We start from the raw sequence: 12606 nt of genomic DNA, 5'->3' as shown, positions 1-12606 counted from the left end.
GACCTAGGGTGCGACGGCCATGCAAGAGCAGAATGCTGGCGGCCCGGTGCAGCCAGTGTTGACGGACGAATGTCGTGGATCTCGATCCGTTCGGGCTACCCCTCGCATTTCGCTATGACCGCGGCGACCAGTTGGCGAGCCTCCTGCCCGTACACCGCCTCGGCACGCAGCCTCTCGAACATCGCCACGTACCGCCCGATCTCCTGCGGCCGTGTGACCTTGATGCCCGCGGTGGGTGTCTCCAGAGCAACCGCATTCTGGTCGAAGATCCAGAATCCCACGCTGGCGATCGCGAACCTCTGAGCGTCTGCCGGGATGATCCCGACCGACACGAACGGCAGCCGCATCATGTCGAGCAGGTGGCGCAGCTGGGCGGCGTGCTCCTCCAGCGTTCCCCGCCGAGTATGGATCACCTGCTCACCGAGGACGGCCACGATCCGTTTCGCCGGCGTGAGCGCTACGGCGGTGCGGTCGGCCTTCATCGCGACGGTCTCGTCGGAGTCGTCTGGCGAGTCGAGGAAGTCGTACCACCACCGGAGCATGGCCCGGATATAGGCCTCGGTCTGGAAAATTCCCGGCATGACAAGCGGCTCGTGGATTCGGAACGTCGTGGTGGCCTGGTAGGTGGCGATGGAGTGGAGATCGCCCAGACGCCGCAAACCTGCGCGGGCCTGCCGCGACCATTCCAGGTAGGCGGATTCGATCGATTGGGCTGTGGCCAGCAGGTCGGGTAGCTGGTCCTCGGCGCCGCACGCCGTGCACCAGTCGATGAGGTTTCGCTCGGTCGGCGGTTGGCCGCCGTTCTCGATTCGGCTCGCCCGGGTGAAGTGCATTGAGGTGGAGGCGGCCAGCTCCTTCAGCGTGAGGCCGGCCGCCTTCCTCATGACCCGCAGGCGCGCGCCGAGTTCCTTGCGCGACTGGTGGACGGAGCTACTCGGGTCGGTGCTCATCGGGTTTCGTCAGGCCCCAGACGTTCTCGAATGCTGTCACGCAAGTTTGAACGATCCGGGGGTCGTCGGTGATCTCGAACGCAGCATTCAGCCCGGTACCCGCGTAGTGCAGAAACAGGGCTTTCTCGTTGTCGAACACGTAGAAGTCGCCCGAGCCGGGCAGCAGGACGTCTACGAGCCGTGAACGGCTGACGTACCGGATGTCTTCACCGGCGTCGGTGAACATCTGGACGTGGCTGCGGGTCCACCGCTGGTATGCGCTCAGCGGCTCGGACACGATGCGGGCGCGGCGGCAGGTTCGGCCGGCGGCCCGGTGGCCGCGCAGCATCTCCAGCCACCAGCCGAGCCAGGCGTAGTCGTCGGTCTCGCCGCGGGCCCACTTCGCCATGTGCGGCAGTTCCACCTCGGTGCCGTAGGCGTCGCGGGTCTCCAGGTGTACGAAGGAGTGTCGAATGCCGCGGCAGAGGTTGTTGAGGTCGTCGTAGGTGGCGGACTGCATCACGGCTGGTGCTGGAAGAAGGGGATGAGCCGGTCGGGGATTTCGACGCAGGATTCGCCTTTGGGGATGTTCATGGCGGCCAGGGCGTCGGGGTCGGTGACGACCCAGCCCTGTACCACCCAGGAGTCACGGTCGGTGCGGTAGAGGGTGGGCGAGCCGGAGGGTTCGGAGTTCGGGTCCTTGGCGATGAACTGGAGTTTCATGGTGCTCCTTTGTTCGTTCCGCGTGCTCCGTGACCCATAGTTGCGGACCGAATCCCCTTGGTCAATCTGCAAACTTCTGCAAACTGCTGGTAGTTGATCTTGTTGGCTCCGTAGCGTCCGATCAGCGACGGCGGGCCCCGGAATCGCAAACTGGACGCCCGCCGCCGCGCCTGAACGTGGCGGGCCGAGACGTGGAATGACCCGGCCCGCAGCCTGACTCTCCTCATCACGGGCAGGGAGACCCCCGATGCTGGCTGAGCACGATCACCACCTGCGCTGGCGCGAAGGCGTTGAAGCCGCTCACGCCTGGCGCGACGCAGAGCGGGAGCAAGCCGCCGAACACGACGCAGCCGTTCGCCGGATTCTGGATCAGGGAGCTGCGATTCCCGACCCTGCTGGCCAGCGGACAAAGCGCGCATGAAACCGCGCGACTTCCCGCCCGGCGTCGTCCTGCACGCGCCGCACTGCCCCGATGCGGGCGATGGCAACAAGGCGACCTTGCCGACCTTGAAGGCCATCGCCGACTATCCGAGCTTCCGCTGGTGCTTGTGCGGAAACCTCGATGACACCCCGCACGTTGTTGTCGAGGCCATCGACTACGGACTCCACCTGTACGAGCCGGCGCCTGGTGTGCCGCCGAGGGACGCCATCCGGCCGCTGTGCAAGACCTGCCGGGGCACTCACGGCCCGGCCACGTCCGGGGTCGTGGCGTCGTGAGTCCCTGGCCGATCCCAACGGTGGGCCCACGGGAGCTGCCGTGCGACGGCTGGGTCGATGTGTGGATCGACAGCGGCGCCGGCCCCGGCCACACCCGCCGCGTACGCACGTGCCGGCTCGAACTCGCGGCAGACCTGGACGACGGCCAGGGCACGAGCGCGTTCTACATGCTGTACCACCCGGCCCAGGCCGGAGATGATCCCCGTGGGTGAAGGGCGCAACGCCCCGTGGACGCTACGGCAGGTCGTCGAGTCTCCGGGCTACCCGCTTCCCGCCGGTACCGCACCGGATCGGTTCCTTCGACAGCTCGCTGACCTCATCCCCGACTGGCGGGTGCCGGAGTTTGAATCCGACGCGGGCGACATCTTCTTGGTCGCGATGGCGCCCGGCGGGTCGAGGCCCAGCATCTCCATCACTGTCGGTTTTCCCGGTGAGTCCGGGTATCGGGCCGTCGACGAGTGGCGGGTGACATGCGAGGGCGACGTGATCGTCGAGCTGCCGCTGACGCATGACGCGGGCCTGCTGGAGTTTGCGGCGGTGATCCGGGTGGCGCGTGCGATGGAGGTACTGCCGAGGTCGCCCATACCCGGAAAGGCGCCCATACCCGGAAAGGACAGTTCCGTGACCGTTGATCCAGTAGAAGCCGACCGCTGGGAGGCAAGATTCCGTCGATGGGTGATCGGGAACGTGCCGCCCTCCTACAGCGGACAGCTCGGCTTGGCCTTGATCCGGTCGGCCGTGGTCGACACCGAGATGACGGATGATCAGAAACTCGTCCGGATCAGGGCCATCCTCGGCGGGCTCGAACGAGTCCTTGGGGTGGACTTCTATCCGCCCCACGCCGACATGCGGCTGATGGAACAAGCCACCGGCCGGGATTCGGCCCGGCCGGGCGAAGAGAAGGAGCACGGCATGATCGTCGAGAGCAAGGGCATGACGCTCGACCTGAACGGCGCGAAGTGGCAGAAGAGCAGCCGGTCCGGCGCGGCCGGCCACTGCGTGGAGGCGGCGAACGCCGGGGAGGGCATCGCGGTACGCGACTCGAAGAACCCAGCCGGCGGCGTTCTGATCTTCACGTCGGCGGAGTGGGACGCGTTCCTGGCCGGCGCGAAGGACGGCGAGTTCGACCGGCAGGGCTGAGACCATGGCGTCCATCTGGCGGCTGTGGATGGTTCTGGGCAGCGTGGCCTGCGTGACCGGGGTTGATCAGCGCGACCGCATATGCGCTGTCCCCCGGTAGCCAGTACGACGGTCATGCTGCCGTGATGACGCTGATAGCCGCGGTGAGCGCGGCCGAGGAGCGGCGTTCAGCCACCACCAGGCCAAGCGGTGGACAGGCGAGGAGCACGACAGGTAGTCGTTCGCCAGGTCGGCGGCCGGGTCCAGATGGGCGGCCCGGCCGCCGACCTATCCGTCCTCAGCGTCGGGCAGCAGGTCGGGGCGGTGCTGGGCGATCCACACCTCGATGTCGGCGGCCCAGTAGATCCGTCCCATCTCCAGCTCATCGAGAGGGTCGGGCCAGTCTGGACGGTTCATGTAGACCTTGGCGCGGGTGCGGCCCATGCCAAGGCGGCGAGCGATCTCAGCCGCCCCCATGAGCCGTCCCGTGCGCATGGTGTCTGACGCTATGCGCACGCCCAGGGTCCACATGGACCCTGGCCACTTGGGCACTGTGCACTAGCGCAGTGCCCACTTGGCCCCTTGCACAGTGCAATATCAGTTCAAACTTACTCGATCAAGTGTACGAGATGACTCTCGACCGATCGGTTGATACGAATCAATCATGAGGGTTATATGCACGGGACGCGATGATGATATTGCAGAGAGTGCAGAATAGGATCTAGCAAGAGCCCTGCAAGTCCTGGGATGGAGAGCCCGGGACAGGCTTTCGGGGAGAACCATGCGCGACCAAGCAGTCATCTTCATCCCGCCCACCATCGAGCGTGACGGCCTCTACGCCCAGGAGTGCATGTCTTACGTGGTCGGCCGCGGATACAAGCTCTGCGCGATTTTTGGGGACTGGAACGACGTCGACCTCTTCCTCGGCCGCAACGGCGCCCGAGTAGTCGTCGTCGTGGCCCGCGCGGAACACCGCAGCGATCGGCCCGCTGAAATCGCCGGCGAACGGACCCAGGTCATCAAGCGCCGCAGCGCGGCGGTAGGACGCTGCACCGTCCCGACCTACTGCACCGACGCGCCGGACCCCGGCACCCGGCTGGCGGCGTATCGCGAGGGGTACGCCGATGGGTACGTGGACTGCTTGACGATCCGGGGGACGGACGAACCGCCTCTGCCGCCGGTGGATCCGAACCTCAACTGAGACCCGGTTCCCCTACCAGTCCCCTATAACGAATCAGGCCCGGTCGGAAGACCGGGCCTGAACTGTATCGCTACATAATTCTCAAGGGTGGAGCTGAGGGGACTCGAACCCCTGACCCCCACACTGCCAGTGTGGTGCGCTACCAGCTGCGCCACAGCCCCTTGCACTGCGTTCTTGCTGCGTCCCCGGTGTTTCCCCCGGGCACGCTGGAAATATTACACACCCCAGCGGGGGCCGTCGAAGGACCCCCCTCAGTTGAGGGAGACGTCCGGGGGGAAGTGGGCGACGGCCGCCAGGATGTCGCCCTGCCGACGCAGCACCATGGCCCACAGGTCGTCCGGGCGCTCCACGAACGGGTCGCCGGGGAGGGCGTCGAACACGAACCAGGAGCCGGCCTCGATCTCGTCCTCCAGCTGGCCGGCGGACCAGCCGGAATAGCCGGCGAACACGCGGATGCCGGTGACGCTCTCGCGCAGGCGCTCCGGGTCGGCGGACAGGTCGAGGGTGCCGAGCGCGCCGCTGACCGGGTGGAAGCCGGAGAGCCGCTTCTTCACGTCGGGTCTGGTGCGGGCCAGGCAGATGGCCGACTCCGGCTGCACCGGGCCGCCCTCGAAGAGGACCGCGGGGTCGCCGGCCAGCTCGCCCCAGTTGCCGAGGACCTCGGCGACCGGAACCTCGGTCGCGCGGTTGAGCACGACACCGAGTGCGCCGCCCGTCTCGTGGGCCACCAGCAGCACGACCGTACGGTCGAAGTTGGGGTCCTTGAGAGTGGGCGTGGCGACGAGCAGCTGACCGGTCATCGACTCCACCGACCGGCCTCCGATCCGCTGCTGCTCACCGAACACGTGATTACCGCCGTCCAGTCGACGTAGCCATGCTCAGCACATTAGCTTGGGTTTCCGCCCCCCGATAAGGTCTGTGCATGAACCCGCCACCTACGGCAGCAGAGATCGGCGTCATCGGCGGATCGGGGCTCTACGCGCTCCTCGACGATGCCACCGAGCATGTGGTCGACACTCCTTACGGCCCGCCGTCGGACCCGGTGACGGTGGCCGAGGTGGGCGGGCGCCGGGTGGCGTTCCTGCCGCGGCACGGCCGTGACCACCGCTTTCCGCCGCATCGGATTCCCTATCGGGCCAATCTGTGGGCGCTGCGTTCGCTGGGTGTGCGGCAGATCGTCGCGCCGTGCGCGGTCGGTGGCCTGCGCCCGGAGCTGGGTCCGGGCACGTTCGTGGTCCCGGATCAGCTGATCGATCGCACCAGCGGGCGGGAGCAGACGTTCTACGACTCGGGCGCGGTGCACGTGTCGTTCGCCGATCCCTACTGTCCGGCGGGCCGGGCGACGGTGCTGGATTCCGCCGCCCGGGTGAACGCGGTGGACGGCGGCACCATGGTCGTCGTGGAGGGGCCGCGGTTCTCCACCCGTGCCGAGTCCCGCTGGTTCGCCTCGATCGGCGGCACGATCGTGAACATGACCGGTCACCCGGAGGCGGTGCTGGCCCGGGAGCTGGCGCTCTGTTACACGGCGATCGCTCTGGTGACCGATCTGGACGCGGGCGTCGAGGGTGATCACGGCGTCACCCAGAAGGAGGTCTTCTCGGTCTTCTCCGGCAACACGGCCCGCCTGCGGGACGTGCTCCTCGACGCGGTCGCGAAGCTTCCGGCCGAGCGCACCTGTCCCTGCCCCGACGCCCTGACGGGCATCAAACTGCCTTTCGAGCTTCCCTGAGCGGTACGCCGTACCGAAAACGCCCGTGATCTCCCGGTTCATGACGGCCGTCACCTTCGGGGCGCAGAACGCCGGTGGACACCGCCCCCGTCGCCGGGGAAGATCCATGGTCGTTGAAGGGATCACCGGTGAATCGACTTCGTAGCGTGGGCGCCCGGACCGCGTCGGTGGCGCTGCTGTTGGCCGGCCTGGCCGGCGGCGTTCAACTGGCCGGGCGGCACGCCGACCGGGACCGCGCGGCCGACGACGCCGTGCGTGCCCGGATCGTCGCCCAGCAGCTCACCGTCGCCCGGAAGGCCAAGCACGTCGCCGACCGGGCCGCCCGCGCCGTGTCGCAGCAGACCGCCGAGCAGAAGGCCGCGGCCCTGACCCGGACCGACGCCGCGCACGCCCGTTCGCTGGACGCCGCGCAGAAGAAGGACACCGCGGAGCGCAAGGCCGCGGCGGAGAAGGCGGCGCGCACCGGCCCGGTCCCCTACACCGGCACGATCCCGGCCGCCTGCCAGTCCTTCAGCGGCAGCCGCGAGATCGGCTGCGCCCTGATGATCAAGTCTGGTTTCCCGTTCAGCGAGTTCTCCTGCCTGAACGAGCTCTGGGATCACGAGAGCGGCTGGAACTACAAGGCCGAGAACAAGTCGTCCGGCGCCTACGGCATCCCGCAGGCCCTTCCGGGCCGCAAGATGTCCTCGGCCGGCGACGATTGGGAGATCAGCCCCGCCACCCAGATCACCTGGGGCCTCGGCTACATCAAGGGCCGCTACGACTCCCCGTGCGGCGCCTGGAATCACTTCCAGGACGTCGGTTCCTACTGAGAACGTCCCGGGCTCGTGGTGAGCCCGGGACGTCCGGATCCGCGGGGTCAGCGGCCGGTGGGGTTCCAGCCGTCTGCGCCGGCCAGGTACTTCTCGGCGGTGTACTCGGCCGCTTGCTCGTCGGTGAGCTGCGGCCGCCGGTCGTTGACGGCGGTGCCGGCGCCGGTGTTGCCGTACTCGGAGAACCGGCCGTCGGTCCACAGGTTCGGGGACATGTCGGTCCACGGCGCCGTCGCCTTGACCGCCGCCGGCAGCGAGGTGTTCCGGATGGTCACCTGGCCGCGGGAGTTGTGGGTGACCCCGTTCTGCACCTGCGTCCCGTCGGTCCAGCCGCGCCAGGGCCGGCCCAGGTGGAAGGTCTGGGCGGGGGCGTTGCTGGTGATCGTGCTGTCGGTGATCAGGAAGCCGTACCGGTTCTGATCGGACGTGCTGGCCGCGGTGATGTAGCCGTTGTTGCTGGAGCTTCCGCGGTTCAGCGCGTGGATGGTGCACTTCTCGAAGACCGCGGTGCCGCGCCCGAAGATGAAGTCGACGTCACCCTCGATGTAGGAGTTCACGAAGTACGACCGGGCCACCGTGGAGGCGTTGCCGCTGTCGGCGAGCAGGGTGTCCTGGTTGCCGAGCAGCCGCACGTTGTCGAAGACGAGCCGGTCACCGGTGGTCTTGAGGGCGACCGCCTGCTCCGAGGAGGCGCCGGTCTCGACGAACGCGTTCTCCACGGTCACGTTCTTCACCGTCACGTTGTTACCCCGGACCAGCATGGTCTGGCTGTTGCCGGTGCCGAGTGCCACGCCGTTGACGACCGTCTTCGCCGCGTTGTCGTAGGTGATCACGACGTCGGCGGCGTTGCCGGTGGCGCCGACGATCTGCACGTGGTTCTTCGTGACGCTGACCAGTTCGCGGTAGACGCCGGCCTTGACCACGATGACGGTGGGCTTGGCGGCGGTTCCGGCGGCGGCCGCCGCGACCGCCGCGGCGATCGTGGTGTGGGTGCCGGTGCCGTCGGCCGCGACCAGGTGGTCGTACCGGGGCAGGACGACGCCGACCGGGGTGGCCTGGACCGTCGGCGACACCGTGGACTCGTTGCCGGACGTGTCGACCGCGGTGATCGAGTACGTGTAGGTGGTGCCGTTGACGGCGGTCCGGTCGGTGTAACCCGTGCCGGTGACCGGGCTGGTGGTGAGCGCCACCCCGTCCCGCTGGACGAGGTATCCGGCCAGGTCGCTCTCGGTGCTCGCGGCCCAGGACAGCGTCACCGCGGTGTCCCCGGCGGTCGCGGCCAGGCCGGTCGGCGCGGCGGGGGCGGTGGTGTCCGCGGGCGGCGGCGGCGCGGCCTCACCGGTCGGGTTCCAGTTGTCCGAGCCGGCCAGGTAGTTCCACTTGGTGTACTGGGCTGCCTGCGCCAGGGTGAGCTGCGGCCGGTCGGAGTTGACCGCCGCGCCGGCGCCGGAGTTGCCGTACTCGGCGAATCGCGCGTTCCGCCACGAGAACGTGGTGCTCATGTCGGTCCAGGGCGCGGCCTTGATCGCGGCCGGGAGCACGGTGTCCCGGATGACCACCTGGGCCACGGCGTTGGCGTCCCCGCTCGGCTGCCACGGGCGGCCCAGGTGGAAGGTGCCGGCCGGGGCGTCGCTCTCGATCACGCTGTCGGTGATCAGGTAGCCGTACGGCAGGCTCTTGTCGGTGCTGGCGGCCGTGACGTACCCGTTGTTGGACGTGCTGCCGCGGGTGGCGGCCTTGAGGGTGCTGCGGTCGAAGACCGCGGTGCCGCGGCCGAAGACGAAGTCGACGTCGCCCTCGATGTAGGAGTCGACGAAGTACGACCGGGCCAGCGCGCCGGCCTTCGGCGAGTCCACGTAGAGGGTGTCCTGGTCGCCGAGCAGCCGCACGTTGGTGAAGACCAGCCGGTCACCGGTGGTCTTGAGGGCGACCGCCTGCTCGGAGCCGGTGCCGGTCTCGGCGTAGGAGTTCTCGATCGTCAGGTTCCGGACGGTGACGTTGTTCGCCTTGATCAGGGCGGTGGCGCTGCCCGAGGTGCCGTAGGCGGTGCCGTCCGGCTTCGCCGTGCCGGCCGCGTTGCCGTAGCTGATCACCACGTCGGAGGCCACGCCGGTCGCGCCGACCAGGGTCACGTTCGGCTTGTCCACCGTGATCACCTCACGGTAGGTGCCGGGCCGGATCGCGATGACGTACGGCGTGGTCGCGCCCGCCGGGGCGGCCGCGAGCGCCGCCGCGACCGTGCGGTGGTCACCGGTGCCGTCCTGGGCGACTGTCACGTCGGCGCCCTCGACCGGGTCGTGCGTGGTCATCCGGGCGGCCGAGGCGGTCGCCGTGGCCGAGGGGTTGCCGGAGGTGTCGACCGCGGCGACGGTGTAGGCGTAGGTGACCCCGGCGACGGCGGTGGTGTCCTCGAAGCCGGAGACGGTGATCGGGGCGGGGGTCAGTGCGACGCCGTCCCGGTGCACCACGTACCCGGCGAGGTCGGCCTCGGCCTGGTCGGCCCAGTCCAGGGTGACCCCGGCGGCGGTGCCGGTCGCGGTCAGCGCGGAGGGTGCGGCGGGTGCGGTGACATCACGCGGGGCGGCGTACGCCGTACCCGACAGCGGCGACTCGTTGCCGGCCCGGTCCACCGCGGTGACCCGGTAGTAGGAGACGGCGTCCGCGGGCGCCGCCGCGTCGATGTACGCCGAGACGGTCACCGCCTCGGGGGTGAGCCGAACGTATTCGCCGTCCGCGGCCCCGGCCCGGTAGACCAGGTAACCGGTCAGGTCGGTCTCGGCCTGGTCGGCCCAGTCGAGGGTGACGCCGGTGGCCGAGCCGGCCGCGACCAGGCCGGCCGGGGCTGCGGGCGCGGTCACGTCGGCCGGCACGGCACGCGCCTCACCGGAGACCGGGGACTCGTTGCCGGTGGAGTCGACGGCGCTGATCGTGTAGGCGTACGTCGTCCCGTTGGTGACCGCGGTGTCGGTCCAGGTCGTCCCGGTGACCGTCACGACCGTCACGCCGTCCCGGTGGATCCGGTAGCCGGCCAGGTCGGACTCGCCGTTCGCGGTCCAGGTCAGCACCACCCGGGCGTCGCCGGCAGCGGCCGCCAGACCCTCCGGGGCGGCGGGCGGGGTCACGTCGGGCCGGGTGGCGGTGACCGTCGCCGAGCCGGACGCGTTGCCGCTCAGGTCGACCGCGACCACCTTGTAGGTGACCGCCGAGCCGGTCGGCCCGGTGGTGTCGGTGAACACGGAGCCGGTGATCGGGGCGCCGGTCAGCAGCGTGCCACCCCGGTAGACGCGGTAGCCGGCCAGGTCGGCCTCGCCGTTGTCGGCCCAGTCCAGGGTGACTCCGGCGGCGGTGCCGGTGGCGGCGAGCGCGGTGGGGGCGGCCGGAGCCACCTTGTCGAGCCGGGTGCCGGAGACGCTCACCGAGGCCGACTCGTTGCCGGTCTCGTCCACCGCGGTGATCCGGTAGTACGTCGGCAGGCCGGGGATCGCGGTGCTGTCGCTGTAGTCGGAGCCGGTCCGCGGCGCCGGGGTGAGCAGCGTGTAGACGCCGTCAGCCGTGGCCGACCGGTAGATCAGGTAACCGGCGAGGTCGGACTCGGAGTTCGACGACCAGTCCAGCTTGATCTTGGAGCTGTCGGCGCTGACCTTCAGCCCGGTGATCGCTGCGGGCGCGGCGACGTCCGGCAGGGTGGCGCTGGCCGCCGCGACACCCGAGACGTTGCCGCTGGTGTCGACGGCGGTGACCCGGTAATAGTGGACGACCCCGGGCTCGGCGGTGGTGTCGGCGAACTCGGAGGCCGTGATCGGGCCGCCGGTGAGCGCCTTGAACCCGCTGCCGGACTTGGTGGACCGCGAGACCAGGTAGCCGGCCAGGTCGGTCTCGGTGTTGCCGGCCCAGTCCAGGACGACGGCCCCGGCTCCGGCGGTGACGGTGAGGCCGGACGGCGCGGCGGGAGCAACGGTGTCCGGGCGGGTGGCGCTGACCGTGGCCGGGCCCGACTCGTTGCCACTCGCGTCGACCGCGATCACCCGGTAGAGGACGGGCAGCCCGGCGGGGGCGGTGCCGTCGGTGAACTCGGTGTCGTCGACCGGGTTCGCGGTGAGCCGCGCGTAGGAGCCGTCCGCGGCGGTGGCCCGGTAGACCAGGTAGCCGGCCAGGTCCTTCTCCGAGTTCGACGACCACTTCAGCTTGATCTTGCCGCTGCTGACGGTGGCCTTCAGCGAGCGCGGAGTGGCCGGCGCGGCGGTGTCCGGCCGGAGCGCGCTCACGCCGGCCACCACCGAGGTGTTGCCGCTGCGGTCCACCGCGCTGACCCGGTAGTAGGACACCGAACCGGCCGGGGCGGTCGTGTCGGTGAACTCCGAGGCGTCGACCGGGGTGGCGGTGAGCGGCTTGTAGGTGCCGCCGGAGCTGGTCGCGCGGGACACCACGTACCCCGCGAGGTCCGGCTCGGAGCCGTCGGCCCACTCCAGGGTGACCGCGGCGGCGGACCCGGTGGCCGTCAGGCCCTTCGGCGCGCTCGGCGCGACGGTGTCCTTGCGGGTGCCGCTCGCGCCGGCCGACGCCGACTCGTTCCCGGTCTTGTCGATCGCGGTGACCCGGTAGTACGAGACCACGCCGGCGGGCGCCGCATAGTCGCTGAACTCGGAACTGGTGAAGGGCGAGCTGGTCAGCCTGACGAACTCGCCGTCGGCAGCCGCGGCCCGGTAGACCAGGTAGCCGGCCAGGTCCTTCTCCGAGTTCGACGACCAGTCGAGCTTCACGCGACTCTTGTCCGCACTGGTCGCGAGGTTGCGCACCGGGTTCGGCGCGGCGGTGTCGGTCGCCGCTGCGACGGACGTCCCGCTGACGAGCACGCTGAGCGCGGTCATCGCGGTGATGGTCCGGATACGCGGAAGTCTACGCACGTGGATTCCTTAGGTAAGCCTGGAGTACCCAAAGAATCCCTATTTCAGCGCCGCAAAGAAAGGCCCGAATCGCCAAAATGCCGCAACTCACAGCAATAGTCACTCCATGCATTCGCGGCATTGCACTCCGCTGAAACCCCAGCTGGCAGCCCTGCCCGAAAGGACGATCGACCCCCACCGAAAAGATCAGCCAATGAACTTAACGAATCCCTGACCGACCCGACAATCCCATCGCGGGCCACCCCTTGACGGCCGCCTCAGCATTCACAGAACTCGCAGCCGCACCAGAGAGAAACAACCGCACCAGCGGCCACCGAGAGGAACCTCGTCAACAGAGCGAGGTGGGCGCGCACGGCCATGAGATGGCGGCAACCCGCGAATCGATGATTATCGAAACACAATCACAGAGAACCGGACGCGGCCACGAGAACCGCGACCGCAGCAGCCGGCCACTGCCCGCGAGACGACCACG

General features: G+C 69.2%; 13 protein-coding genes and 1 tRNA gene. 7 read left to right on the top strand and 7 right to left on the bottom strand.

Going from position 1 to position 12606, the window contains the following annotated elements:
• Positions 1–95: 95 nt before the first annotated feature.
• From Aut01nite_RS05645 to Aut01nite_RS05635, 3 genes are read right to left on the bottom strand one after another with little or no spacing between them, the layout of a single operon-like run.
• Positions 96–950 carry a helix-turn-helix domain-containing protein gene (locus Aut01nite_RS05645; protein WP_043521991.1) on the bottom strand — a complete coding sequence of 285 codons (855 nt, stop codon included), beginning with the start codon at positions 948–950 and terminating at the stop codon, positions 96–98.
• Positions 931–1449 carry a DUF6879 family protein gene (locus Aut01nite_RS05640; protein WP_043521994.1) on the bottom strand — a complete coding sequence of 173 codons (519 nt, stop codon included), beginning with the start codon at positions 1447–1449 and terminating at the stop codon, positions 931–933. The genes Aut01nite_RS05645 and Aut01nite_RS05640 overlap by 20 nt, the downstream gene beginning before the upstream one ends.
• The gene (locus Aut01nite_RS05635) at positions 1449–1652 is read right to left on the bottom strand and encodes a hypothetical protein (protein ID WP_043521995.1); all 204 of its coding nucleotides are present in this window, start codon (positions 1650–1652) and stop codon (positions 1449–1451) included. Before Aut01nite_RS05635 ends, Aut01nite_RS05640 begins: the two co-directional genes overlap by 1 nt.
• Positions 1653–1899: 247 nt before the next feature.
• Here Aut01nite_RS05635 and Aut01nite_RS05630 point away from each other — a divergent pair, with 247 nt between their 5' ends.
• The 4 genes from Aut01nite_RS05630 to Aut01nite_RS44585 are packed head-to-tail and all read left to right on the top strand — an operon-like array spanning position 1900 to position 3509.
• Positions 1900–2073, top strand: coding sequence for a hypothetical protein (locus tag Aut01nite_RS05630; protein WP_161790574.1), 174 nt, complete (start codon positions 1900–1902; stop codon positions 2071–2073).
• Complete coding sequence (locus tag Aut01nite_RS05625; RefSeq protein ID WP_043521997.1) at positions 2070–2369, top strand: hypothetical protein; 300 nt, start codon at positions 2070–2072, stop codon at positions 2367–2369. The genes Aut01nite_RS05630 and Aut01nite_RS05625 overlap by 4 nt, the downstream gene beginning before the upstream one ends.
• Positions 2370–2389: 20 nt before the next feature.
• The gene (locus Aut01nite_RS05620; protein WP_043521998.1) at positions 2390–2581 is read left to right on the top strand and encodes a hypothetical protein; all 192 of its coding nucleotides are present in this window, start codon (positions 2390–2392) and stop codon (positions 2579–2581) included.
• The gene (locus tag Aut01nite_RS44585) at positions 2574–3509 is read left to right on the top strand and encodes a DUF397 domain-containing protein (RefSeq protein ID WP_307837465.1); all 936 of its coding nucleotides are present in this window, start codon (positions 2574–2576) and stop codon (positions 3507–3509) included. Before Aut01nite_RS05620 ends, Aut01nite_RS44585 begins: the two co-directional genes overlap by 8 nt.
• A gap of 267 nt (positions 3510–3776) precedes the next feature.
• On the opposite strand, the gene Aut01nite_RS05610 is transcribed toward Aut01nite_RS44585, so the two are convergent.
• The gene (locus Aut01nite_RS05610; RefSeq protein WP_239124594.1) at positions 3777–4004 is read right to left on the bottom strand and encodes a DNA-binding protein; all 228 of its coding nucleotides are present in this window, start codon (positions 4002–4004) and stop codon (positions 3777–3779) included.
• Between the two features lie 265 nt (positions 4005–4269).
• Here Aut01nite_RS05610 and Aut01nite_RS05605 point away from each other — a divergent pair, with 265 nt between their 5' ends.
• Complete coding sequence (locus Aut01nite_RS05605) at positions 4270–4689, top strand: hypothetical protein (protein WP_043522000.1); 420 nt, start codon at positions 4270–4272, stop codon at positions 4687–4689.
• An 88-nt stretch (positions 4690–4777) separates the two neighbouring features.
• On the opposite strand, the gene Aut01nite_RS05600 is transcribed toward Aut01nite_RS05605, so the two are convergent.
• Positions 4778–4850, bottom strand: a tRNA-Ala gene (locus Aut01nite_RS05600).
• Between the two features lie 90 nt (positions 4851–4940).
• Complete coding sequence (locus tag Aut01nite_RS05595) at positions 4941–5489, bottom strand: YqgE/AlgH family protein (protein ID WP_173476632.1); 549 nt, start codon at positions 5487–5489, stop codon at positions 4941–4943.
• Between the two features lie 122 nt (positions 5490–5611).
• On the opposite strand from Aut01nite_RS05595, the gene Aut01nite_RS05590 reads away from it, so the two are divergent.
• Complete coding sequence (locus Aut01nite_RS05590; protein WP_043522004.1) at positions 5612–6418, top strand: S-methyl-5'-thioadenosine phosphorylase; 807 nt, start codon at positions 5612–5614, stop codon at positions 6416–6418.
• Between the two features lie 128 nt (positions 6419–6546).
• Positions 6547–7230 (top strand): aggregation-promoting factor C-terminal-like domain-containing protein, encoded by a 684-nt coding sequence (locus Aut01nite_RS05585; protein WP_043522005.1) that lies wholly within the window; start codon positions 6547–6549, stop codon positions 7228–7230.
• Between the two features lie 47 nt (positions 7231–7277).
• Here the strand turns inward: Aut01nite_RS05585 and Aut01nite_RS44215 are convergent, their stop codons facing one another.
• The gene (locus Aut01nite_RS44215; RefSeq protein ID WP_201775419.1) at positions 7278–12134 is read right to left on the bottom strand and encodes a pectinesterase family protein; all 4857 of its coding nucleotides are present in this window, start codon (positions 12132–12134) and stop codon (positions 7278–7280) included.
• Positions 12135–12606 lie beyond the last annotated feature (472 nt).

It is taken from the genome of Actinoplanes utahensis, assembly GCF_016862455.1.
Taxonomy (GTDB): domain Bacteria; phylum Actinomycetota; class Actinomycetes; order Mycobacteriales; family Micromonosporaceae; genus Actinoplanes; species Actinoplanes utahensis.
The sequence above is the reverse complement of the archived record's forward strand: the minus strand, read 5'-3'. Positions and strand labels throughout refer to the sequence as shown.

Bases quoted from the DNA above. Each gene is read 5' to 3' on its own strand.
- Aut01nite_RS05590 (WP_043522004.1), top strand. From the start codon at position 5,612: ATGAACCCGCCACCTACGGCAGCAGAGATCGGCGTCATCGGCGGATCG.
- Aut01nite_RS05595 (WP_173476632.1), bottom strand. From the start codon at position 5,489: ATGACCGGTCAGCTGCTCGTCGCCACGCCCACTCTCAAGGACCCCAAC.
- Aut01nite_RS05645 (WP_043521991.1), bottom strand. From the start codon at position 950: ATGAGCACCGACCCGAGTAGCTCCGTCCACCAGTCGCGCAAGGAACTC.
- Aut01nite_RS05625 (WP_043521997.1), top strand. From the start codon at position 2,070: ATGAAACCGCGCGACTTCCCGCCCGGCGTCGTCCTGCACGCGCCGCAC.
- Aut01nite_RS05605 (WP_043522000.1), top strand. From the start codon at position 4,270: ATGCGCGACCAAGCAGTCATCTTCATCCCGCCCACCATCGAGCGTGAC.
- Aut01nite_RS05630 (WP_161790574.1), top strand. From the start codon at position 1,900: ATGCTGGCTGAGCACGATCACCACCTGCGCTGGCGCGAAGGCGTTGAA.
- Aut01nite_RS05635 (WP_043521995.1), bottom strand. From the start codon at position 1,652: ATGAAACTCCAGTTCATCGCCAAGGACCCGAACTCCGAACCCTCCGGC.
- Aut01nite_RS05640 (WP_043521994.1), bottom strand. From the start codon at position 1,449: ATGCAGTCCGCCACCTACGACGACCTCAACAACCTCTGCCGCGGCATT.